The following is a 24,431-nucleotide window of genomic DNA, read 5'->3' on the forward strand; positions in this document are numbered from 1 at the left end:
TGTAGCTCAATAGTTACGTCGCTAAAAATTCATTATCTTTGCCGCCTGATCGATCAAATCAAAACAAGTCGTCAAAATCAAGGAAAGCAAAGTGGAACAGCAAGCAATAACAACCTGGGAAAAAGGCTATAACAATTACGGGCCCTGGCTTAAGGAAAAATACAAAGGCCATCGCGTGTTTAAAGTAATTGTTGATGGTGGTTTTACCTGCCCCAACCGTGACGGCTCAAAAGGCTACGGCGGTTGTACTTATTGTAATGTTGATTCCTTTACCCCCTCGGTTAGCCGCAATGCCCCCACTGTAAGGCAACAGGTTGAGGAAGGTATGGAACGTGCCCGCAAAGGTAATAAGGCCGATAAATTTATTATTTACTTTCAGCCCAACACCAATACTTATGCGCCGGCTCATTATCTTAAAATGATGTATGACGAGGCACTAAGCTATGGCACTGAAGATATTGTGGGCCTATCGGTAGGTACCCGCCCTGATTGTATTGATGCCGAAAAGATTGCCCTGTTGGAAAGCTATACCGACCGTTTTGATGTTGACCTTGAAATGGGCATGGAAAGTATCTACAACGATACCCTGAACCAGATTAACCGCGGCTGCAGCCACGAGGAGCTGGTGAAAGCGCTTGCTTTGGTCGAAAATTCCAAACTGGATATTTGTGTACATACCATCTTCGGTTTCCCATGGGAAACTAAGGAGATGATGCTGAAATATGCCGACGAGATCAATCGCTTTAAACAGATCAAGTTTGTAAAATTCCACCACCTGCATATTGTTGAGGGTTCGGTAATGGGCGTAAAATACAAACGCGAACCGTTCCGCCTGTTTGGCATTGATGAATATGCCGATTTTCTGTGCGAACTGCTACCCCTTGTTCGCCCGGACATCGTAATCCAGCGCCTCTTCGGCCTCAGCGACCGCGAACTGCTCATCGCCCCCAACTGGGGATTGAAAAAATCGGAGATCCAGTATTACATTGATCAAAAGATTTTAAGCAAGGGTGTGGTGCAGGGAAGTCGGCTGAACCTTGCTTTATAAGATTTTAGGATTGGCGAGATTTTTTATACTCTCGCCGTTGTTGGTGTTGTCACCAACAACATTGCCCATCGGCTTATCAATGATAACGTAATTAAAAAATATGATCTATTGAATAAATAGGAGTTGTTGGTGACAACACCAACAACGGCGCAGATTATTAAGTATGTTTTTTTGAGTGGATTTTATAATATGGGCGTTGCCTGCGGCCCGGGCTGTACGCTCATACTACACAAGCCTTAGCCACGAGGCCGGTATCCGCTCCCATCCCTAACGCAGCCCAGCGCACCATCTCTAAAAAATATCTTGCACGTCATTACGATTTTTTCCGGGGATTCCTTGGTGGTTCCTCGCAATGACATATTTTATTTAAATATAACTTCATCTTCCGAACAGATATTTGCAGGCAAAATCCATCAATCCGACAAATCCCCCCAAATCCCGGTTCAGGTTTAACGAATAAGCAAACTGCTTACTGCCACTAAAAACTGCTACTACCACTTAATTCACCCCTTACTTATTCAACATTGGTATCCATTTTGCAAACATTTACGTATAATTAAATTGATCTGAAAGTTAAAATACGTCTATTTTGTCACAAAGAGCGCAATCCAATTATATCCCGGCATTAACCGGTGTGCGGGCCATGGCTGCTTACCTGGTTTTTATCTCGCATTTTGCATATGTGTTTGATGAAAAATTTCCCCACTCTGTGCAACGGTTCTTTAACGAGTTCCATATCGGCGTTACTATCTTCTTTGTGCTTTCGGGCTTTTTGATAGCTTTTAGGTATTTTGACAGCTTTAAATTAACCAAAGCCTGGTTTTTACAATACCTTAAAAACAGGGTAGCCCGTATTTATCCCATGTATGCACTGCTTACTATTGGGGCGTTCATAGCTTATCATTTTACGCAAAATCAAACGGTAACGGCGGGGCAAAACCCGGTGGTTATGTTTTTCATGAACATCGTTTTTATACGTGGCTTTTTTGATCAGTTTAAATTTACAGGCATTGCCCAGGGCTGGTCGCTCACTGTTGAAGAGTGTTTTTACTTTTCGGCGCCGTTCATTTTCCTGATAGCTACTAAATACAGAAAGTTTTATATCCAGCCTATCGCGGTAACAGGCTTAGGTGTTATACTCGTATTGATTTTTAGCCGCGTAAACTGGTTCGGTTTCTTCGGCAACTTTACATTCATGATGTTGTACACCTTTTTAGGCCGATGCTTCGAGTTTTTCGCAGGTATTCAACTGGCCCTCATCGTTCGGAAGCAAAAACTGGCTGGCACAAGCAAAAAGAAATTCACTTACCTGGGTTTTTTCATGATCTTCTTTTGTGTGTGGATCATGTCGACCTTAACTATTCCGAAAGGCTATGAAGCCGGTTTGCATAACCCATGGGGTATTGTCACCAATAACTATTTGCTGGCTACGGCAATTGCCATTTTCTTTTATGGCTTGCTTACTGAAACCACCCTGCTTAAAAAGTTTTTAGCGCACCCTTTTATTGAGCTGCTGGGCAAAAGCTCGTATATATTTTACCTGGTTCATTTAGGCTATATGTACAATTTTATACATCATGGAATGAACAGCCTTAATGACTATGTTTTTGAGCTTTATGACAAATGGGGGGTGGATTGGCATTCGCCGTTTGAGTACGATAGTTTAAACCTTTTATATGCGTTCATCGTTTTAAATATCGTTTCAATAACGTTGTTTAAGTTAATTGAAGAACCGCTTAATCATTATATCCGCAGGTCCGATTTCCTGATCAAAAACAAAGCACGCAATCCCGAAAATGAATCAGCTAAGATTAAAGCCTAAATATAACATGCTAAAAAACGCTAATAAATTACTGATCATAGCTTTCGCATTATTGACCATAGGTGCCGTGAGACCGGCCGTGGCCCAGGAAACCGAAAAAGAAACAGCCGAAGCCAACGATAAAAGCGGTGGTGGCGATGAGGTATCAACCGTATTAACTATCAACAATAAGGATGGCGAATTTAGCTCCACCGCCTCTTTTAGTTTTGAAGTTAAAAACACCTACAATACCAACCAGGAAGGTACCATATCATACAATATCACCACTGATAAAGGACAGGTTGTAAAAACACTGTCGAAACCGGTAAACCTCGCCAAAAAAAGCACTTCCAAATATGATTTTGATGTACCTAACCTAAAAACAGGTTTTTACAAGGTTAATATGATGATCAACGTGAGCGATTATGACGATACCACGCGTCGCGCTTTCGGGATCAGGCCAGATGAGATCAGGTCGCAATATGCCAAACCTGCCGATTTTGACCAGTTTTGGCAAACCGCCAAAGATGAGCTGGCCAGGGTAAAACCCAACTATAAAATTACCGAGATACCATCCATGAACACCGAAAACCGCAAGGTTTACGAAATAGAGATGAAATCGCTGGATAACCTTACCATACGCGGTTATATGACGGTGCCCATCAGCAAAAATAAAAACAAGAAATTTTCGGTACTGCTTGGCTTACCTGGTTACCAGGTAAAGCTATACCCTATAGTAGGCCTCGACCCCGACCTGGTAATCATTACCCTTAATACCCGCGGACAAGGTACCAGCCGCGATGTGATCCACACCGAACGCGATGCCTTTATCTCCTACCACATTGAGGATAAAAACAAATACGTAATGCGCGGCGTAATTATGGATTGCGTACGTGCCGTTGATTTTATTTACGCACAGCCTAACCTGAGGCATGATCAGATCCTGGCCACAGGTGGTAGCATGGGCGGATATTTATCCATTGCACTTGCAGGGCTTGATCATCGGGTAACGCTTTGCTCGGCGCAAAACCCTATCATGAGCGATATCCGCAATTTGGTTGGCGCTGTTGAATGGCCCATCAACGATATTAAAAAATATACGTTAAGCAAGCCGGGTGTAACTTTCAACCAGGTATTAAACAATCTCGATTATTACGATACCAAAAACTTTGCAACAACCATAAAATGCCCAACTATTTTGGGCTTAGGTCTTTTAGACCCTTACGTACCACCAAACAACGGTTACGCCGTATTTAATTCAATGCATGGTGATAAACACGTATTGGTATTTAAAAACCTTGCACACGAAGTAAGCCAGGTATACAAGGATTATGAGGGCCGTTGGATGCGCGATACCTTTGGTTTGTTTTAAAACTTTTAAAATCTACACACATGACCTTGAAAAATACTTTATCAAAATATTTGCTCGCGGGGATAGTGATATTGGCCTTAGCTACAGGCAAAAGTTATGCAGGAGGTTTCCCGGTAAGGCCGGGCAGGATCTCGCTGTCGCCGTCGGCAACTTACTTTTTTGCTAATAAAGCCTGGGATGCCGACAGCCATAAAGGAGCCTTTGCCAACAACGGCAAATTCAGTTCATGGAGCTATTCTTTATATTCAGAAGTTGGATTAAGCCGCAAGTTCACCCTTTCGGTACTGGCGCCTTATGTAATGAACACTTTTAGTACCGATTTGGGCACAAGCAAAAGCTCAGGTTTCCAGGATCTGGAAGTGGGTATCAGGTACTACCTGGCCAACATCAATTATAAATATTATTTCAGCTTACAGGGTACAGCTATTGTACCTATGTATACCAATACGGCATTGGGGTATAACCAAAAAGGGGCCGAACTTAAACTGGCCTTTGCAGGTAGCGGGCATTTATTTGGCAAAAACTCATTTTTTATCCTTGAAAATGGTGTACGTGAATACTTTGGCTACGAAAGCGTTTTTCAGGACAGGTACAATGCTACATACGGCTTAACGCTTGATAAAAAATTCCGCGAGCAGATCTCCCTAAGCGTAGGCGGCTTTTATGCTACCAGTATCAACAAGGATTTTAACGTGAATCCAAGCGCCAGTAAAAACTTTGCCTTTAACCAGGTATCGTTGAGCTATGGCCACGCATTCGCCAAAAGCCTGTCGCTGTTTTTAACAGGCGGCACCTTTGTTACAGGCCGCAACACCGGCGCAGGCACCAATTTTTCGGCATCACTTAATTACCGGATAGATACGAAATAAGCCCTCCAGAGCTATTTACAATGAAAAGTATTCATTGCCGTTGACTTTAGTCAACGGTGAAAGGAAATACTATTGCGGGCTTCAGCCCAATTATTCAAGCGGTATTTTGGCTAAAGCCCTTGTTTTTCAGTCATTATTCCGTCGACTAAAGTCAACGGCAATGATTCTTACACTTTATATAAATGGTTCTTTAAACACTTCGTCAGGCTTCCTGCACCTCTTTTTCAAATAGGTTTAATACTTCATCCCAATTGTGGACCCGTATGTGCTGATGTTCATTTTTGTTGTGATGGGCATTGAACATGATCGCCTTACCGCTGCAGTAGTCGAGGTTTTTACAATGGTCATCTATCATGTAATCGGTATGGATGATGCTTTTATCACCGCACAGCACAATATTGCGCCAGCTAATAAACGGGAAATACTCCTGAAGCCATTCCAATTTTTCGAATAGCGACAGCGGGAATTCCGTAGCGGCCGATACAATGTAAACCTCGTAATCTTCCATCAGCTTTTTAACTGCCTCAATAGCGCCTGGCATAACCGGTAGCGTGCGAAAAAAACCGGGTAAGTTCAGGGAAGCCTTCGTTACAGCATCCAGCGGAAAAGCCTCCGCATGGGATAAGCCGTCTATAGCTTCAAGGGTTGTTGTAACGCCATACAACTGTTCGTAATATTTGATCAGTTGCGGCTCGACATCGGCCATAACACCATCCATATCGATAGCAATGGTTCTCTTTTCTTGCGTTTTCATGCAACAAAGCAAAGTATAATTGCAATATTTTGCAAATTAATTATAACTTTGCATCATATTGCAAACATGGTAAGAGAAGAAAGACTCCAGATCATATTAGATCACGTATCAAAAGATAACAAGGTTATGCTTGCCGAACTGAGTGAGAAACTCAATGTTTCGGAAGATACCGTACGCCGCGACATCAAAGTATTAGCCGATCAGAAGCTGCTAACGGCAGTAAGGGGCGGCGCGGTTGCACATTCCCCCATTCCGCACCACTACCGGGCGAGGGAAAAGCATGATGTTGCCTCTAAGAAAGTCATCGCATCTAAAGTATTAAGCTTTTTGAAAGACGGGCAGGTAGTACTTTTCGATGGCGGTACATCAACCCTGGCGGTAGCCCAAAGTCTGCCGGATGATTTAAGGATCACCGTGGTTACCAACAGTTTTCCTGTTGCCAGCGCGCTTGAAGACCACCCAACGGTTGAAGTAATATTTGCAGGAGGTCGCCTGTATAAATCATCGTTCACCACTATCGGCCACGAAACCATCAATGCGTTCAGGAACATCCGCGCCGATCTTTGCATTTTTGGGATCTGCAGTGTACACCCTACCATCGGCATCACCACCAGGGATTATGAAGAGGCCGAGATCAAGAAAACGATGATCGAGGTATCGAAAGAAACCATCGCCCTATCCACCTTAGAAAAAATAAACAAGGCCGATCCTTACTACATAGGGCCGGTGACAGAACTGGACACCATCATTACCGATGTATCTCCCGACGATGAAGAACTCTCTGCATACAGGGAAGCAGGCATCAATATCATTTAATATAAAACAACAACGTGAAAAAGAGTTTACTACCACTAACCTTAGGCGGCCTTGGTATTGGCACTACCGAATTTGTGATGATGGGCATGCTGCCTGATATTGCCAATGATTTTCATACCAGCATCCCCGTTGCAGGGCACCTGATTTCGGCATACGCATTAGGTGTGGTTATTGGCGCACCGTTATTGGTTGCCTTTACCAGCAGTTATCCGCCTAAAAAGATCCTGACTGTATTGATGATTATTTTTACAGTTTTTAATGCATGTTCGGCCTTTGCTCCCAATCATTACGTTTTATTGTTTTCGAGGCTATTAGCAGGTTTACCACATGGCGCGTTCTTTGGCGTGGGCTCGGTAGTAGCTACCCGCCTTGCCGACAAAGGCAAACAGGCCCAGGCCATATCTGTCATGTTTGCCGGGCTTACCATTGCTAACCTGCTCACCGTTCCGCTGGGTACTTATATAGGCCATCATTATTCATGGCGATATACTTTTGGGATGATAGCAGCAATAGGTTTAATTACGTTAACATTTATCCAGTTATGGCTGCCACAGTTGGCCCCCAATAATGCAGGAAACATACGCTCGGAGCTTTCATTTTTCAGAAAAAAACAGGCATGGCTCATCATCGGTTTAACAGCCATTGGTACAGGCGGACTTTTTGCCTGGATCAGCTACATCGCCCCGCTCATGACCGAGGTATCGAAGTTTTCGGCCAGCAGCGTGCCTTATGTTTTGGTATTAGCAGGCCTGGGCATGGTGGTAGGCAATTTTGTTGGTGGTAAACTGGCGGATAAAGTTTCCCCGGTAAAAGCCTGCTTGATATTGATGATCACCATGGCTATATCGCTGGTTGTGATCTTCTTTGTGTCGCAAAATCAGATCCTGTCGCTTGTCATGACATTTATAACAGGCGGGCTTTCAATGGCCGCGGGATCGCCTATTCAAACCTTAATGATCAATACTGCCAAAGGTGCCGAAATGCTCGGCGCAGCAGCTACACAGGCTGCTTTTAACATCGGTAACGCCTTGGGTGCTTTTCTGGGTGGCCTGCCCATTGCCTGGGGCTTAGGCTTTACTTCTCCTGAAATTGTCGGCGTGATCATGGCCTCAACAGGAGCAGTGTTTGCGTTGACGCTTAGCAGGCAAAAAGTTAAGGTAGTTGAAGAAGAGGCTGTGTTGGCGGGGGAATAAAATTATAATCTGCCGTGATTAAATAATATGTCATTGCGAGCGCAGCGCGGCAACCGCATGCTAGGCAGAGCAATCACACAAGGCACACTACGCATTATTGTATTGCTCGCCATCAATCATACCACCCATCGCTCAAATCGTTCCACAATGGATTATCTGCAATAATCAGGTCAATCTTTTTTTGACGTGAACCTGCTTTTAATTGCTTTTCCCTTGCGATAGCATCCTGAATCCATTGAAAATCTTCAAAGTAAACCAGCTTATTGCAATTATACATTGCTGTGAATCCCTTAAATATTTTCAGCTTATGCTCGGATATACGGTTTTTAATATCATTGGTTACACCAACATATAATACCGTGTTTGCCTGGTTCGTAATGATCTGAACATAGTATTGGTGTAGTTTCATGTGGTTAATTTACAAAATGCTGCAATATCACAGCGGCTCTGTAAAGCATGTGGTTGCCACGCTGCGCTCGCAATGACATGGAGGTGATTCTGCGGCAGTTAGGTAATTCCGCGGCAGTTACTTGTATTTCCCAAACAGCTCCTCTATCGCTTTTACCCTGTAATCAAATATCTGCTCTACCTTTCCTTTAACAAAAACAGCATTCGCTAACTGGCCTATTACTCCATAGGGAATAGCGTAATGCAACAGATCTGTCATCTGTACACCGCCTTCAATAATTTTAAAATGGTGCTGATGGTGCCATAAAGCGTAAGGGCCGAAACGCTGCTCATCAACAAAATATTTTTTATCATCAACGTGGGTGATCTCCGTCATCCAGTTCATGTTGATGCCTAACAACGGTGATATTTTATAGGTGATGATCATTCCCGCATACATTTTAGTTGTTTCTGTATAATCAGAAGTTACTACGAAACGCATATCATTCGGAGTGATCTTAGCCAGATTTAATGGCGATGAGAAAAAATCCCAGGCCTGTTCAATGCCAATGGGAATAGATTGTTCTCTTTTTAAAACGTATGTTTTCACAATGTGGTAACAAGGATAAAGCGGGAAAGTTACGGCAATAAATAGTAATAAAAAAGCAAGCCACCGCTCGGCTCCAGCCGGGTGGTAACTATCAAGCGGCCTCCCGGCCGCCGGGTATCACGCAGGCCAGAGGCCTGGGAATAATTGCCACTCGGCTGGAATAAAAACCATGTCATTGCGAGCGCAGCGTGGCAATCGCATGCTATACAGGGCGACCCTGCTTCCGTGCGATTGCTTCGTGCCTCGCAATGACATAATATCTATTTTTACCGCTCTTCCTTCCCTATCGGCAAATCCCTTCTCGACCATTCGCTCCAGGAGCCAACATAAAGCTTAGGGCCGCTGATACCTGCGTAATCCATACCCAGCAGGGTATGGCAGGCTGTAACGCCAGATCCGCAGTGAACAATCACCTGGTCATGCGCTACCTCACCAATTGCTGCATCGTATGCCTTTCGTAACTCATCAGCAGGTAAGTACTTACCGTCGGCACCCAGGTTGTTGATATAAGGCAGGTTTAATGCACCGGGGATGTGACCGGCTATCAAATCCAAAGGTTCGGTTTGGCCTAAATAACGCGGCGTTTCACGCACATCAATTACTAATCTTGAAGGATCCTGTGCAGCTTCGCCAGCTTCAGCAATTTCAACAGTATTTGCATACTCGTGTGTTACCGGATACGGATCAACCGCAACAGGAGTGTAAGCTTCAGTGTTTAGCGCTACACCGGCATCTTTAGCAGCCTGTAATCCACCATTTAATACCTGTACGTTTTCATGGCCAATTGCCCTCAACATCCACCATAAACGCGACGCGCTGAAAGCACCCGATTTGTCATCATAAACCACAACGTGGCTCTTAGGTGTAATACCCCAGTTACCTAACAGTACAGCAAACTCCTGTATATTAGGTAGCGGATGCCTGCCGCCAAAGGCTGGATCATCGGGTTTAGTGGTAAGGTGCTGATCAAGGTCGGCGTAAATGGCGTGGTTTAAATGGCCTGCCAGGTAACGCTGGTAAGAGTCCTGCCCTCCGCGGGTATCAATAAGAATAGTATCCTGTGCGGCTAAAGCCGGGTCGTTGATTTCAATAAGTGGCGACATAGGTATATCTGATATGTTTTAATATCAAATATAGATACACCGCTTTAGTTTCGGCAAATTTACTGCACTATTTTGTTTGCACAGTATGAACTTGCGAAAGCTTCGGGCTTGGCTTTAAACACAAAGCCCATGCTCAGGATGTAACCCATAGCCTCATGCAGGGCTGCGTTACTTTTAAACATTGGGTTGGTGTTAATGTCGGCATGTACCTCAAGCTCCACATCATACAGGTCAAGCAAATCGCAAAGTTTATAAGCAATATCGATAGACTTCTGAACTTCGCTCAGCATCCTTTCTTTAATGCTCATTTTTTGCGAAGTACGCTCCTGGTGTATGAACATGAAAGCGCCGCGTTTTTCGCGCAGGAACACGATCACGGTTGCAAAATCTGTTACAGATCCTTTAACTTGTGAGTCGGTGCCAATACATACTTTTAGCTTGTTACCAAGGAGGGCTTCGCGTTCAATTGCCTTTTCAACCTCTTCCATAATGGGCGATTGGATTACTTCGCCGCTGAATTTTCTCCAGGTCATAAAAATTATTTTAGGTAAATTTTAGGCGACCTCTTTTATGGGTCTATAAAAATAAGCGATAACGTTTCATATTAACGTAAATATGATATGATTTATTTGTTAACATTTAACTGATTATTAACAGATTAATTGTATTTCGGATGTCGGATTTGGGATTTCGGAATTTTAAAGGAAGGAATTTTCTTTGTTCCCTCAGGGTCTCTCGGAGAGGACCCTGAGGTTCATCATCATTAGATCCATAATTATCTTTATATTTAACCATGGCCACCCATACCCTACACAACGATCAAGGTGAAACCTGGTTTATAACATTTACGTGTTACAACTGGATTCCTTTATTCGAGATCACACAGTCGTATAACATACTATATGGTTGGTTAAAGTTTATAGCAGAACGTTACCAGGTGCAAACTCATGCATTTGTATTGATGCCTAATCATGTTCATCTGATTCATAAAATGCCTGATACAGAGGTGGACCTTAATAAGATAATCAGTAATGGCAAAAGATTCATGGCTTATGAGCTTGTTAAAAAACCAACTGAATTAGGCAAAACCGATATCCTTGACCAACTTTCGGCGGCATGTACTGAAAAAGAAAAAGCCAAAGGACAAAAGCATAAAGTTTTTGAACCATCATTTGATGCCAAGCCCATATACTCCACTGCGTTTCTACATCAAAAATTAGATTATATACATCATAATCCGGTATCCGGCAGGTGGTCACTATGCAATGACTTTACCAAATATCCATATAGCAGTGCGACTTTTTATTATTCCGCAAGGCTTCATGAGTCAATACCCATTACAGATTATCGGGATTTTTGGACAGACATGAATCACGTGAAACCAGTGGGATTTTAAAACAACAGCTGGCATGGCGTAGAACATCAGGGTCCTCTGCGAGAGACCCTGATGGGACGGAAACCAATAGGACTGCTTTAAAACAGCAGCTGGCTGGCGCAGATCATCAGGGTCCTCTGCGAGAGACACTGATGGAACTGAAATTTCAGTTGATGAATTTTGTGGGTTAACTTAAATCTGCGAAAGACCCCAATGGGACGGAACTTAAACTCACAGAGGGTACTGACAGAACGGGAAATAAAAAAAATCCGAGATCGAAATTCCGAAATCCGAAATTAAGATAACGCCGCTTTGATCCTGTTCTCGGCTTCAAGTACCAGATCGCCAACCGGGGTTTTACCGGGCTCAATGGGTTCAAGTACTGTCCAGGTCATGGATATAAAGGTATTAAGCGGATAAAAGCCATACCGTACAACTTTCCAGCTGTCTTTTATCGCGATAGGCACCAGTAACGCCTCCGGGCATTTTTTCAGAAGCATAGCAACACCTCCCGGTTGAAAAGACCGCACTACACCGTCTTTAGAACGGGTACCTTCGGGGAAAATCACTGCCGACCAGTTATTGGCTTTCATACGCTCACCCAGCTTCATCATTTCTGTAGTAGCCTGCCGGTGATCCTTCCTGTCGATATTGGCCCCGCCACCATGTTTCAGGTTATAGCTGATAGAAGGAATGCCTTTGGTAAGTTCTATTTTAGAAACAAACTTAGCGTGATATTTGCGCAGGTAATAAATCAATGGTGGTATATCAAGCAAACTCTGATGATTGGCTAAAAATATAATTGGCCTGCCCACAGGCAAATTTTGTTTATTGATAAAAGTTACCGTATCGCCCGTGATATAAAAAGTGCGGAACAGGCATAGGTTCAGGATATCAACAGTACGTTTATGCGCTGCATAGCCAAAAAAACGAAAAGCGATCCACTGGATAGGCTGAAAAACAACCAGGGCTAAAAAAAATGCAATTATGGCAAAGGGCGACAGGATATAGCCTAATAACTTCTTCATCAATGAGCAAAGTTATATTTTTTTCAGTAATGCTGTAATTTACAAACGGTTTTCTGTTAACAGCAGTTGCACTTTAAGTACCGCAGCTACAGTCATGGCATCGGTAATTTCGCCATCGCAAACCATGCGGTACATTTCGGCAAAAGGCACCTTTTTGATGATGAGTTGTTCGGTTTCTTCGGGTTCGGCTTCAAACTGCTCAAGGCCGCGGGCCAGGTATAATATGCTTAGCTCATCACTTACCGAATTACTAAGGTGCAAGCGCTGAATTTCTGTCCATTGCGAGGCCTTTAAACCGGTCTCTTCCAATAATTCACGTTTGGCTGATTCAAGCGGATCAGTACCCTCCGGACCGCCGCCTTCCGGCATTTCCCAACTGTACTGATTTAATACAAAGCGAAATTGCCCTACCAGGTAGGTATTAAACTCAGCATCTAAGGGTAAAACACCGATAGCTAAATTTTTATAGTGTACCCTACCATAAATGCCGGGGTTACCGGCGGGATTTATGACCTGAAATTCGGTTAGGTTGATCCAGGGGTTATCGTAGATGTTTTTTTGGGACGTTATTTTCCAGGGGTTATCTTCAGGGTGATGCATGGCCTAAAAATAAACGATTATGATTAGATTGAGGAATAACCGGCCGGGAAAAGTTTACCTACTCCGCCAGATACTCCAGCTTTACCTGCACGTTCAGGTCTTCATGCATGCGGGCAAACTGCCGCGGGTTGCGGGTAAAGTCAGGATCAGTGTCCATGTAAATATTGGTGATCCTCACTATTTCGGGCTGTTTATCGGTGCCTATATTATAGGTAAGCCCCTCGCCGCTTTCTAAACTTTGTTTTAGCTCAAGGTATTGCTTACCGGTTACAATGATCATCTTTTCGGCAGTCATGGGTGCTATTTAAAAATAGTAAACTACTCAAAACCGTGCGGATTTACCCTGTAACATACCGGTGATACAAAATTATCGCTTACCGGGTTCTGCAACGGTTTATTTATATTTACCTCAAATATAACTCATATATATCCGCATAAATGATCAGTATTAAAAAATTATTGCCTTTTGTTTTATTAATTGGCAGTATCACCGCATTTGCCCAGCAAACCCTCCCCATAGCCGTAAACCTGCAAAAAACCTACACCAAAGGAATAAGAACCGCAGCCGGCGCTCCCGGAAAAAACTACTGGCAAAATACCGCCGACTATAAAATCAAGATAAATTTCGATCCTAAAACCCGTCTGGTAAGTGGTACTGTTGGTATAGACTACTTTAACAATAGTCCTGATACTTTAAAAAGGGTGCAATTTAAGCTCTATCCCAACTTGTATAAAAAAGGCGCCGTACGTCAGATGCAGGTTTCGGCAGATGACCTTACCGATGGGGTGCACATCAAAAGCCTCAGCATCGATAATAAAACACCCGACAGCGCTAAAACCCGCCGCATCAATGGTACCAATATGACGCAGCGGGTATCTCCCATCGCACCAAAACAAAAAGTACATTTTGATATCAGCTATGCTTACACTTTAAACAAAGGCTCACATATCCGTACCGGTCAAATTGATACAGGCGCGTTCTTCATTGCCTATTTCTTCCCGCGTGTAGCTGTTTATGACGATATTGATGGATGGAACGATTACCCGTACGTTGGCGCACAGGAGTTTTATAACGATTTTTGCCACTTTAGCGCAGAGATCACCGTGCCAGGCGATTATAAAGTTTGGGCAACCGGCGATCTGAAAAATGCCGCAGATGTTTATGATAGCCGCATAGTTAAACGTATTGCCGATGCAGGCGCGAGCGATAAAGTAACGGATATCATTACCGAAGATGATGTTAAAGGAGGTAACATCACCAAAAACAATCCAACCAACACCTGGAAGTTTGAGGCCGATAGCGTTACTGATTTTGTATTTGCTACCAGCAATCATTATTTGTGGAAAGCATCAAGCCTGGTGGTTGATCCTAAAACCGGCAGGCGCACCCGTGTTGATGCCGTATTTAACGAAAAGCATAAAGATTACTATGCCGTAGTAGATTACGCCCGCAAAACGGTTGAGGTAATGAGCTACAAATTCCCGAAATGGCCATATCCATATCAGCATGAAACCGTTTTTGATGGCCTGGACCAGATGGAGTACCCTATGATGGTGAACGATAACCCGCTCGAAGATAAAGCGGATGCTATAGAGCTTACCGATCATGAGATCTTCCATACCATGTTTCCATTTTACATGGGTATTAACGAAACCAAATACGGCTGGATGGACGAAGGCTGGGCAACCATAGGCGAGTGGCTTGTAAGCCCCGAAATTGATCCTTCAATAGTAGACCCCTACGGTGTTTCTGCAGTTGAACAAAGCGCGGGCCATGAAATTGACGTACCTGTGATGACGCTTACTCCTATGCTTACAGGTACGGCAAGCTTTACCGATAGCTATCCTAAACCGGGCCTGGGCTATTTGTATTTAAAAGATATGCTTGGCGATAACCTCTTTACCAAAGCCCTGCACTACTACATTGCACAATGGCACGGCAAACATCCCATGCCGTACGACTTTTTTAATTGTATGAACACCGGCTCGGGCATAAACCTCAATTGGTTTTGGAAAGCCTGGTTCTTTGACCGTGGTGTAACTGATCTGGCCATCAGCAAGGTAACGAATACAGGATTAAAATACACTGTTACTGTTACCAAAGTTGGCAGCAAACCAATCCCTGTTAACCTAACCCTTAGTTATGCCGATGGCACTACCGAACTGGTACATAAAAGTATTGTTGTTTGGGCTGCAGGCAATAAAACAACTGCAGTGAATTTTACTGCCAAAAAAGCAGTTAAAAAGATAGTATTGGGTACCACCTATGATCCCGACAGTAACAAAAAGGATAATGTGTGGGTAGGTGCTAAATAAACTTATCATTCCAAAGACTTACGAAGTTTTAAAAACATCGTAAGTCTCTCCTACCGTCCCCTCAGGGTCTCTCACAGAGGACCCTGATGTATGCACCATGCAGATTCGTAGTTCAAATTAGCACGAGCTGAACCTCAGGATCCTCTGCGAGAGATCCTGAGGGGACACGGATGGGGCTTTTATCAATAAAGCCTATTTCTGCTGATATGCCTTCAGCAGCTCCGCTACACCGATGCCGTTAATTTTCATACCGTTCAGGTTACAGTCTGTAATATTCACATCGCTTAGGTTACAATCGGTTATGGTACTGCCCTGTAAATCGCAATCTTCAAACCTGAGGGGACGTTGTTTCGCGCTGGGATCATAAGCCGGATGACCTTCGGGCGGCATTCCAATGTCATGGATGTAAGCTCCGCCAAGCTGCGCATATTTTATCTCCAGATCGCTCAAATTGGCATCTTCAATTTTAAGTCCGGTGATGCATACATCCTTAAAACTTGCATTGTTCATCATCATTTGCTCAAAGGTTGAATCATTAAGCATTGCGCATTTAACATCAAGTACCTTTTGAGTTTCTTTTATGGTGATAACTTCTATGCCGTTAGTCGCTGAATTTTCCATGATTTGCTATTGGTTTCATCAAATATCCTAAAAACGAATGGCATCGCAGAGTTACATACGCGACAAATAAGGGTGCATTTGCGACAAGGTTATCCTCACGCTAAGCCGCAAAGGCGCTAAGCTAAAACCTTTGCGGCTTAGCGCCTTTGCGTGAAATTTAATTTATGCTGAGTTATAAGTTTTGTATCTTCAATTACTTAATCATCACTTATGATCCTGCTTCCTCATATCAAATCATCACTGCTGGTTGCGGCCTGCATTACACTTGCTTATACCAGCTCTTATGCCCAACAAAAATCCACCCCTATCGCGCACGCCCAATGGCTGATCGGCAGCTGGAAAAATCAATCGGCAAAAACACTGGATATCGAAACATGGAAGAAACTTAATGATTCCACCTTGCTTGGCAGAAGCTATTCACTGGCAGGCTCAGACACCGTATCGTCAGAGCATATCAGGCTGGAGCAACACACCGGCAAACTTTACTATATCCCAACAGTAAAAAATCAAAACAACGGCAAAGCGGTAACTTTTACGCTTACTTCATCCAACAAAAAACAACTTGTGTTTGAAAACCCGGAGCATGATTTCCCTCAAAAAATCAGTTATACCCTAATAACTAAAGACTCACTGCTCGCCGAAATATCAGGACTAAGAAAAGGAAAGCTCAAGGCGATACAGTTCCCGATGAAAAGGGTTAAATAAAAGATTAGTAGCTTTATATTATTGCAGTAATTCGGCTACATCACGGCCATAAAACTCTTTAAACAGTTTTCTGAAATATGCTGGTGTTTCAAACCCTGCAATGTATGATATTTGGGCCACGGTGCGGTATTTGCCGCTATTGATCGCCTCCATCGACATTTGCAAGCGGACTCCGCGGATGTAGTTATTAGGTGTAACTCCGGTGATATTTTTTATACGCCGGTGCAATTGCCTTTCGCTTAAGCCCATTTCGCTGCTCAGCAATACTATGCTCAAATCAACTTTCCCGATATATTTTCTTACCAGCGTTTCAAGTTCATAAAGCCATAACTTATCGGCAATAGAAAGCTCACTAATGGGCTTAAGATTACGCGTACTGATAAATGCATTAAGATTTGCACCTTTTATTATTTCACCGTTTTGTACCGACACAAGTGATGCCTTGTTAAATTCTTCCAGTTTCTTTTTCTCTGTAATATTTTTGGCAATGGCAAAAACCAGCTGCTGGTTTTTTATAGGCATCGATGTCCATGAAAGCCATACAATTTCTCCGGTTTTGCTTACATACCTGTTCTCAAAATTATATAGCGGATTGTTTTTCTTGATGCTTTCACGTTTACTGGCGGTGATGCTCCTGTCTTCAGGATGAACAAACGAGTCAATAGGCTTTGCAAATAATTCGCTTTCTGTATAACCTAAGGTTTTTGAAACGGCAGGATTGATTTTTTTGAAGTAACCGTCAAACCCGGCCACGCATAACCAATCGGGCGACAAACGAAAGAAGCATTCCAGGTCAAAAACCTCGTTTAAGTTTTCCATAAAATTTCAGTTCCCTTTGGAGGAAATGTGATACACTTGGTGGCTAAAAGCAATATAGCAGCTGGTTGTTAAAAGGCGAATTCAAAAGAAGCTATTTTTTATGATATTCATAAATATTTAATACAACCTGCCAGGATTTTTTAGCAGAATGTCAGTCTTGTTCACTTTTCCAAACCGGATTTTACCTGCTCAAAATAAAAAGACAAAAGGGTTATATCGTATTCACAGAATCTTTGTTATTCATAAACCGGTTGCGATAGCAGATTTCAACGTTTTTTTATATCATTACGGGTAATATGAAAACCCTATACCCAAACACAATTAAACTCATTTCCTTTGCCTTACTGGCAATATCATTACAAAGCTGTATCAAACAGCCCGGAGCCTGGCGAAACGACCAGATCCCCGGCGGTAAACGCGACGATTTTCACAAACTTAATGAACAACTGCTTCGCAACCTGCGCACCAACAATGCCGATGATATCAGCAACATGGAATCGCAGGAAATGCTGCAGGATAAATCAAACCTCAGGCAAATAGAATTAGTAGGCAATGCCGTAAAAACCACCGATTATGATATTTATGATGAATATTATATTGTAAACAAACATCGCAATACCGATACGGTAGCTAATCTGTCTGCCGGCATCAATAGCTATAAAATGGTTTATAATGGTATTACCCATGAAATGTACATTGCGCTGTTTTTGCCAAAAGACAAAAGCCAGCCAAACCAGGAAATGATAACCGCAATGTATGCCAAATATGACTACGGCTGGAAACTTACCTCATTAAATGTAAACACTTATAAAATCAACGGCAAAACAGCCCCTGAACTTTACCAGCAAGGGAAAGAAAAATACGACAAACAGCATTTTGCCGATGCTCGTTTAACGCTTGAGCTCTCTTTACAATGTACCGCCCCTAATGACTACTGGCAATATCAGCACGATGCAGATGCCGGCAAATTATTTCAGGATGCTGCCGAGGCAACAGTAAAACAATACCGCTTTCCGGTAGTGATTGATGGTGTTGCAGGAGAACCGAGGGTGTTCCGGATCGGCAATCAAAAAAACAGTCATGGCTGGTTCCCAGTAATTTATTATACCACTAAAGTAAACATTGCCGATACCAACGCAGTTAAAAGCGAAAACCTGCAGATTGGGAAGGTTATCAACAAACTGCTTCCGGGAATTACTGAGGATAAGGATTATATTTTTTACTCCGCCTGTAGCAAACTGCCATTGAGTTCAACAAGGGTTGAGCATTTTGATATGACGAAGAAGTTGAGGTAACTATTTTTTATGTCCTTTCTGTAAGGAGGCACGACGAAGCCTAAGCTACCGCAAGGCTGCGGTGGTAAACCCACTACTGGTCGAAGTTTATAAAACAAGAAATGGAGCGGCAAGCCGCTCCATTTCTTGTTTTAAATCGTTCCTATCAAATTGCTTCCAGTTGCAATACCACACTGGTATGGTAAGTACTGGCTTCAGGATTAATACCCACATTCATCAGGAAATCGCCGGTAAAAGTTAAATCTTCGTTTCCTAACACCGAACCGGTGCCCGGATAAAGGTTGATCTCTTTTACACGGTATTTCTTGTTAGGGTCGAGACCTTTCAGGCGTACAGGTACTTTGCTGCCTGAGCCGTAACGGTTATTCACCAAATAGTTGAACATAACCGCTTTTGATTTGTCAGTATTCACATACATGATAGAAGCAGCATCGTTATCCCATGGTGATGCTAAACGGTACTGATCGCCATGCCAAATCACATCTTTCAATGCATCATAGTTTTTCAGGGCCGACTGGCAGAAACTCAGATCATTTTCGCTTAGCTTGCCTATCACAATATCAAAGCCCATTTTACCCATCATAGCCACATCCACACGGTATTTAATTGGTTGCTTGCCCCAATCGGTTACGTGGTTTGAGCTGGTGATAGCCGGGTAGAAGAATGAATATTCCCATTGTATAAACACACGCTCCAGCGGATCGGTGTTATCACTTGGCCAGTACTCTGTAAAGTATTGCAATGCACCATAATCAACACGGCCGCCGCCACCTGAGCAAAGCATCAAAGGGACTTTAGGATATTTAGCACGAACACGTTTCAATACATTGTACAAACCATTCACATAATCAACGTAAATGTGCGACTGGTCTTTTTTCAGATAGGCCGAGTAAGCATTGTAGATAACCGCGTTACAATCCCATTTGATATAGGCGAGATCAGGATTTTTGGTAAACAGACCGTCAACCACGCCAAATACAAAATCCTGTACCTTAGGGTTGGCCAAATCAAGCACCAGTTGGTTCCTGAAGTATTTTTCAGGACGGTTTGGTTGCTTGATCACCCAATCAGGATGAGCTTTGTACAGGTCGCTGGCCGGGTTAACCATCTCCGGCTCAATCCAGATACCGAATTTTACACCGTTGGCCTGCGCCTCTTTCACTAATGAGCTGATGCCGTTAGGGAGCTTTTGTTTGTTCTCCTGCCAATCGCCCAAACCAGCATTATCGCCGTTGCGTGGGTGGCTGTTACCAAACCAGCCGTCATCCAGTAAAAACAGGTCGACACCCAGTTTTTTGGTATCTTTTAACAAGCCTGCAAGCTTGCTCTCATTAAAATCGAAATAGGTTGATTCCCAGTTGTTCAACAATGTAAGCCTTGAGCCTTCGCCATCAACAATTTTGTATTTGCGGGCCCAGCTTTGCAGCTTGCGGCTGGCATCGCCCTTGCCATGGTCTGAATAAGTATACAGAAAAGCAGGCGTAGTAAATTCAGTATTTGGTTTTAAATGATACTCGGATGCAGCATTATTAATACCTGCAATAATTTTCAGGTTATTGGCTACATCCAGTTCAAAATCAACCCTGAAATTGCCCGACCATTCCATAGCACCGTAAAACACCTTTCCTTCATCTTCGGTAGCTGGTTTATCTAACGATATAGCAAACATGGAATGCTCGTACAAGTTGGCACGGGTGCCCAGCTTGCTGTCGATAGTTTTAATACCGTGGGTTAAACGGGCTTCTTCCGGCTGCACTTCCATGGCCCAGTTGCCGTGGTATTGCTTTAACCAGAAACCACCTGTGGTGTTACCCTTCAGGTTTAAATTGGCCGAAGCATATTTGTTAAGCGTTACTATACCTTTTTCGTTGTGTTTGATCACCGACCATTGTTCGGTAACATCCTCTTTAAAATAGGTTTTGTAGTATAGTTTCACCTCAAAATCATAAGCAGGATCTTTAAGGGTAACCACTAATAATGAAATATCATCATCAACCTTACTAACCGTATGGCTTACATAGGCCAGGTTTAATGATTTATTACCATCGGCATGGGTAACGGTAATGGCTGGTTCGCCAAGACTTGCCGATCCTGATGGTGTATACACATCATTCTGCACCCCCGAATCATCGGCTTGTTTGTACATTTTCTGGATGCGGGCATACTCTGCCGTGTTGGCAAGCTTTGCGCCCAGGTACACCATGTTCAGGTGTTTTTCGGCATCAGTTTGCAACACGATAGCGTTGTGCTGGGTTTCAACAGGGATGGTTACATCCTGTGCTGCTGCTCTGCTGGCCAACAGCATTGAGCCTGCAAAAAGCAGGCCCAGTGGTAAAGTTTTTCTTTGAGTAGTTCTCACGTGTGATTTTTGGTTTAACCGGCTACTTCGGTAATTTGGTTTATCATGTTTTGATGTATCCTCGCCCCAAAGTGCCCGGCATCAAGTTTCAGAACTTCGGTAAAGGCCTTTTGTGCCTGCTCAAAATCATGTAAACCGAGGTATCCCAGTCCCTGTAAAAAGTAGCAATGCACGCGGTTCCTTACCTGCAGATCATCTTCAAAAATGAGCAAATTTGGCAGCGAGACGGCAAAGTAATCAATTTTTACGTTATCATCCATGTGCCCAATACCATAATTAAGCAGTTTTTTGAAGATCCGCTCGGCTGATGTACTGTCACCCAGACATTTTTTAGCTAAACCCTGATAAAAGATCTTATCCGGCTGCTGATCGTTGTAAAAAACTGCCGCCGTAGGATCTTCTAAACCGATGGCTGCTTTCTCAAAATAAGCCCTTGATTCTTCAGTTTGCTGCAGATTTTCATAGGCCTTACCTAACCAATAAAAGATATCATTTTCCTGCGTGCCGAACAGTTTGCCCTCGCCTAAATTATGCGGATAGGTTTGCGCTTGCGTTAACAGTTCAATGGCTTCATTATTTTTACCATCGCGGATGTTTTGCTTGGCCATTTCAACCAATGATGCAACATACTGGCCCGAAGCCTTGCCTTCACCTCCCTCCCATGGGTGAAAAATTCTTTGCGTCACTTGTTCAAAAGCTGTTTGGTGCTCGCCCAAAAAGTTATACAATGTTGCGCGCTCCAGATAAACATCGTCACGCAGTTTGGCAGTTTCCAGGTTAGCTTCAACAAATTTCAGGCGCGCATCAGCAGGATTGTTCAACTTTTTGTATAACTGATCAAGCTCCATCAGGATCCGGGCATCGGTTGTATCCAACGCGAAGGCTTTTTCAAAGCATGCTAAAGCTTTTGCCGGATCATTGCGTTTGTTGTAATAAGCAATACCCAAATTCCTGAATACAGTTGGGAAAGTATCATCTAACTGTGCCGATGTTTCCCAGGCTGCAATGGCGTCATCATACTGTAGCTTATCATAAAACAAGTTACCCAAATAGTATGGCGCTTTGGCATCTGTTGGTACTAAAGCAGCGGCCAGTTTCAGCACGCTGATATCTTCCAGCCTATCTGGGAAACATAAATACGAATCAGCAGCCGAAGCCAGTTTAAAATACGCAGATGCCTGTTCATTATTACCCAACTGGCAAGCAAAGTAGCCCAGGTAATAGTATACCATCGGACTGGTAGCATCGCCATTCACCGCATAATTTAGCAGATCGGTAGCTTCCTGGTACAGGCCTGCGTTGGCGTAATCAAGCGCATATTCAATGTAGTTTTGGTAATAACCGCGAGATAGTTTAGTCAGTTCATTAAGGCTGTTCATGGCTTTTTCCTCATTGCCCAAAGCTTTGTAAGCGTATACCAGTTCAAACAAAGCACCTAAATTAAACGCATCCCTTTTGATAGCGGCAACATTTACTTCAACAGCCTCTTCAAACCGTTCCAGTTTGCGGAAAGCCGCCGAACGTAAAACGTAAGCTTTGCTGTTGTTAGCGTTCCTGTCTAAAGATGATAACGAATGCTCAAGCGCCAGTTCATAATCGCCGTTTTCCAGGTCGATCTGTGCTACCGAAAAATAGCCGCTGTCTTTCCAGGCGTTACTCCAGGTAGCTTTATAGAACGATTTGTAGGCCTCATCCTTTTTACCCAGAAATTTCAAGGCCAGGCCTAAATTGTAATAGCACTCGCTATCATAAGGGTTAGGGTTGCGCTGGGTAATGGTTTCGACCGCCTTGCGGAAATATGGCTCACTTTTAGCAAACTGGCCGCGGCGTAGGTACCATAAACCTAAAGCATTGTTATTGCGGATATCTTTAGGGTCGCGGCGTAAAGCTTCTTCGTAATAAGGCACCGGGCTATACGTAGCATGACGGTACTGCTCCAAATGCTGAGCGGTTAAAAATAACTGCTCGTTATTTTCAACATCGGCAGGTAGCAGGGCCGGTTTGGCAGCCTCCGGGATGTTGTTCAACTTATTGCTGGCCGCATCGTATTTAATGAGTTCTTTGCCAGCCTCCGAATGTACGGTAAGCAATAAAAGGCTCTCGTCGATATTTTTAACAGCTATCTCCCTTACAAAAACCTGCTCCGGTACAATGCAAACTTTTTCGCTTAGTAAGACTTTACCATCGTGCTGTAGTTTGATGTTTAGGTTGTTTTGCTCTCCGGTTACGTATACTTTTAACAGCAGCTTGCCATCTTCATAATTTAGTGCCAGCAGGATATCTTTAGTGGCATTTTTAATTACGCCAAGCTCACGGTATGGCATAAAGTATTGGGTAAAATGCTTTTCTTCATGCGGCATCAGCCAGGTAAAATCGGGCTGGTTATCCGTAAACATACCAGTCATTAGCTCAATGTACGGGCCGTCTTCATCGGTCAGGTTCCTGTCCCAGGCAACACCGAAATCGCTGTGGCCCCAGGTCCACTGTTTTTTGCCGGGCGATACATGGTGATTGGCTACGTGCAGTAAGCCAGCTTGTGAATCATGCTCATATCCCCCAACAAAATCGTAGTTGGAGTTGATGGCCATGTACGATGTTGGCACCGGGATATTTTTATATCTCGAGATATCCGTACCCGGCGAATAGTCAACTTTGTAATAAGTACCGGTAGCTATCGGGAATGTTGATACATCGCGCTTGCCATGGTCAAAAACGGCATTTACATCGGGCGGAAAAACCGACTGGTAATCATCATTAACCTTTACAGCCGGGTTTGCCCACCATAAAAAGGTTTCCGGCAGGGCAGAACGGTTATACAGTTTGGCTTTTATTTCGATGTAGGCCTTATCCGGGTGAAGGGTAAAGCCGGCCATACCTTTAGTATGGAACATGCGCTCTACCTCATTAACCCAAACAGTTTTGCTGCCGTCTGCGTTTTCTTCAATTTTATAATCAACCGGCTCAAAAGTACTTGGGCGGTGGTGCTGCGGCCAGTTAAACTCAATACCGCCCGAAATCCAGGGACCGGTTAAGCCTACCAGTGCAGGTTTAATTACCTGGTTGTAGTAAATAAAATGGCGGTCTTTGATCTTGTCATAAGCCATCTGAATGCGGCCGCCAAGCTCTGGAAGGATCAGCACTTTAAGGTATTTATTCTCCAGGTACAGGCCTGTGTATTCCTTATCTTCTTTTTCGTCGTAAATTTTTTCGATAACAGGGTTAGGGTATACCTTACCGCTGCTGCCCTGGTAAACCCGCTTTTCAAAAAACATGGGGTTTTTGTCAGGCTTGCCTATACCGTAGGTTGGGATAATTACCTTTTCTTCCCAAACATTTACATCCAAATTATTCATGTAGCTT

At 43.5% G+C, this 24,431-nt stretch carries 22 protein-coding genes; 10 read left to right on the top strand and 12 right to left on the bottom strand.

The window, feature by feature from the left end:
- Positions 1-91 precede the first annotated feature (91 nt).
- The 4 genes from ACEN9X_RS05165 to ACEN9X_RS05180 all read left to right on the top strand — a co-directional run bounded on the left by ACEN9X_RS05165 (position 92) and on the right by ACEN9X_RS05180 (position 5,090).
- Entirely contained in the window at positions 92-1,048 is a 957-nt protein-coding gene (locus ACEN9X_RS05165) for a TIGR01212 family radical SAM protein (RefSeq protein WP_413669390.1), read from the top strand.
- 589 nt (positions 1,049-1,637) lie between these two features.
- Positions 1,638-2,870, top strand: a complete 1,233-nt coding sequence (locus ACEN9X_RS05170) for an acyltransferase family protein (RefSeq protein WP_413669391.1) — start codon at positions 1,638-1,640, stop codon at positions 2,868-2,870.
- A gap of 7 nt (positions 2,871-2,877) precedes the next feature.
- Positions 2,878-4,221, top strand: a complete 1,344-nt coding sequence (locus ACEN9X_RS05175; RefSeq protein ID WP_413669392.1) for an acetylxylan esterase — start codon at positions 2,878-2,880, stop codon at positions 4,219-4,221.
- 20 nt (positions 4,222-4,241) lie between these two features.
- The gene (locus tag ACEN9X_RS05180; RefSeq protein WP_091217238.1) at positions 4,242-5,090 is read left to right on the top strand and encodes a hypothetical protein; all 849 of its coding nucleotides are present in this window, start codon (positions 4,242-4,244) and stop codon (positions 5,088-5,090) included.
- A gap of 202 nt (positions 5,091-5,292) precedes the next feature.
- On the opposite strand, the gene ACEN9X_RS05185 is transcribed toward ACEN9X_RS05180, so the two are convergent.
- Complete coding sequence (locus tag ACEN9X_RS05185; RefSeq protein WP_413669393.1) at positions 5,293-5,844, bottom strand: 5' nucleotidase, NT5C type; 552 nt, start codon at positions 5,842-5,844, stop codon at positions 5,293-5,295.
- A 66-nt stretch (positions 5,845-5,910) separates the two neighbouring features.
- Here ACEN9X_RS05185 and ACEN9X_RS05190 point away from each other — a divergent pair, with 66 nt between their 5' ends.
- Positions 5,911-6,660 (top strand): DeoR/GlpR family DNA-binding transcription regulator, encoded by a 750-nt coding sequence (locus tag ACEN9X_RS05190; RefSeq protein ID WP_413669394.1) that lies wholly within the window; start codon positions 5,911-5,913, stop codon positions 6,658-6,660.
- A gap of 14 nt (positions 6,661-6,674) precedes the next feature.
- The gene (locus ACEN9X_RS05195; protein ID WP_413669395.1) at positions 6,675-7,853 is read left to right on the top strand and encodes an MFS transporter; all 1,179 of its coding nucleotides are present in this window, start codon (positions 6,675-6,677) and stop codon (positions 7,851-7,853) included.
- Positions 7,854-7,965: 112 nt separating this feature from the next.
- Here the strand turns inward: ACEN9X_RS05195 and ACEN9X_RS05200 are convergent, their stop codons facing one another.
- The 4 genes from ACEN9X_RS05200 to ACEN9X_RS05215 all read right to left on the bottom strand — a co-directional run bounded on the left by ACEN9X_RS05200 (position 7,966) and on the right by ACEN9X_RS05215 (position 10,486).
- Positions 7,966-8,262 (bottom strand): GIY-YIG nuclease family protein, encoded by a 297-nt coding sequence (locus ACEN9X_RS05200; RefSeq protein WP_413669396.1) that lies wholly within the window; start codon positions 8,260-8,262, stop codon positions 7,966-7,968.
- A gap of 117 nt (positions 8,263-8,379) precedes the next feature.
- Positions 8,380-8,850 (bottom strand): SRPBCC family protein, encoded by a 471-nt coding sequence (locus tag ACEN9X_RS05205; RefSeq protein ID WP_413669397.1) that lies wholly within the window; start codon positions 8,848-8,850, stop codon positions 8,380-8,382.
- A 266-nt stretch (positions 8,851-9,116) separates the two neighbouring features.
- Complete coding sequence (locus ACEN9X_RS05210) at positions 9,117-9,953, bottom strand: sulfurtransferase (protein ID WP_413669398.1); 837 nt, start codon at positions 9,951-9,953, stop codon at positions 9,117-9,119.
- 59 nt (positions 9,954-10,012) lie between these two features.
- A complete protein-coding gene (locus tag ACEN9X_RS05215; protein ID WP_090533971.1) occupies positions 10,013-10,486 on the bottom strand; it encodes a ribonuclease H-like YkuK family protein in 474 nt (157 codons plus the stop codon).
- Between the two features lie 260 nt (positions 10,487-10,746).
- Between ACEN9X_RS05215 and ACEN9X_RS05220 the strand changes: the two genes are divergently transcribed.
- Positions 10,747-11,349: an REP-associated tyrosine transposase gene (locus ACEN9X_RS05220; RefSeq protein ID WP_413669399.1), complete on the top strand. Its 603-nt coding sequence runs from the start codon at positions 10,747-10,749 to the stop codon at positions 11,347-11,349.
- A gap of 275 nt (positions 11,350-11,624) precedes the next feature.
- Here ACEN9X_RS05220 and ACEN9X_RS05225 read toward each other — a convergent pair whose 3' ends face one another.
- The 3 genes from ACEN9X_RS05225 to ACEN9X_RS05235 are packed head-to-tail and all read right to left on the bottom strand — an operon-like array spanning position 11,625 to position 13,251.
- Positions 11,625-12,356, bottom strand: coding sequence for a lysophospholipid acyltransferase family protein (locus ACEN9X_RS05225; protein WP_091217261.1), 732 nt, complete (start codon positions 12,354-12,356; stop codon positions 11,625-11,627).
- Between the two features lie 39 nt (positions 12,357-12,395).
- Complete coding sequence (locus ACEN9X_RS05230) at positions 12,396-12,956, bottom strand: NUDIX domain-containing protein (protein ID WP_413669400.1); 561 nt, start codon at positions 12,954-12,956, stop codon at positions 12,396-12,398.
- Positions 12,957-13,014: 58 nt separating this feature from the next.
- Positions 13,015-13,251 (bottom strand): hypothetical protein, encoded by a 237-nt coding sequence (locus tag ACEN9X_RS05235; RefSeq protein ID WP_413669401.1) that lies wholly within the window; start codon positions 13,249-13,251, stop codon positions 13,015-13,017.
- A gap of 143 nt (positions 13,252-13,394) precedes the next feature.
- On the opposite strand from ACEN9X_RS05235, the gene ACEN9X_RS05240 reads away from it, so the two are divergent.
- The gene (locus tag ACEN9X_RS05240) at positions 13,395-15,272 is read left to right on the top strand and encodes a M1 family metallopeptidase (RefSeq protein ID WP_413669402.1); all 1,878 of its coding nucleotides are present in this window, start codon (positions 13,395-13,397) and stop codon (positions 15,270-15,272) included.
- A 192-nt stretch (positions 15,273-15,464) separates the two neighbouring features.
- On the opposite strand, the gene ACEN9X_RS05245 is transcribed toward ACEN9X_RS05240, so the two are convergent.
- Complete coding sequence (locus tag ACEN9X_RS05245; RefSeq protein WP_413669403.1) at positions 15,465-15,893, bottom strand: pentapeptide repeat-containing protein; 429 nt, start codon at positions 15,891-15,893, stop codon at positions 15,465-15,467.
- A 210-nt stretch (positions 15,894-16,103) separates the two neighbouring features.
- Here ACEN9X_RS05245 and ACEN9X_RS05250 point away from each other — a divergent pair, with 210 nt between their 5' ends.
- Positions 16,104-16,598 (top strand): DUF6265 family protein, encoded by a 495-nt coding sequence (locus ACEN9X_RS05250; RefSeq protein WP_413669404.1) that lies wholly within the window; start codon positions 16,104-16,106, stop codon positions 16,596-16,598.
- Positions 16,599-16,616: 18 nt separating this feature from the next.
- On the opposite strand, the gene ACEN9X_RS05255 is transcribed toward ACEN9X_RS05250, so the two are convergent.
- Positions 16,617-17,417, bottom strand: a complete 801-nt coding sequence (locus ACEN9X_RS05255) for a PAS domain S-box protein (RefSeq protein WP_413669405.1) — start codon at positions 17,415-17,417, stop codon at positions 16,617-16,619.
- A gap of 296 nt (positions 17,418-17,713) precedes the next feature.
- On the opposite strand from ACEN9X_RS05255, the gene ACEN9X_RS05260 reads away from it, so the two are divergent.
- Positions 17,714-18,712, top strand: a complete 999-nt coding sequence (locus ACEN9X_RS05260) for a hypothetical protein (protein ID WP_413669406.1) — start codon at positions 17,714-17,716, stop codon at positions 18,710-18,712.
- A 145-nt stretch (positions 18,713-18,857) separates the two neighbouring features.
- On the opposite strand, the gene ACEN9X_RS05265 is transcribed toward ACEN9X_RS05260, so the two are convergent.
- Both ACEN9X_RS05265 and ACEN9X_RS05270 read right to left on the bottom strand, forming a co-directional pair.
- Positions 18,858-21,071, bottom strand: coding sequence for an alpha-galactosidase (locus tag ACEN9X_RS05265; RefSeq protein ID WP_413669407.1), 2,214 nt, complete (start codon positions 21,069-21,071; stop codon positions 18,858-18,860).
- 14 nt (positions 21,072-21,085) lie between these two features.
- Complete coding sequence (locus tag ACEN9X_RS05270) at positions 21,086-24,424, bottom strand: DUF5107 domain-containing protein (protein ID WP_413669408.1); 3,339 nt, start codon at positions 24,422-24,424, stop codon at positions 21,086-21,088.
- Positions 24,425-24,431: the final 7 nt, after the last annotated feature.

The sequence above is a fragment of the Mucilaginibacter sp. Mucisp86 genome (assembly GCF_047324315.1).
Classification (GTDB): Bacteria; Bacteroidota; Bacteroidia; order Sphingobacteriales; family Sphingobacteriaceae; genus Mucilaginibacter.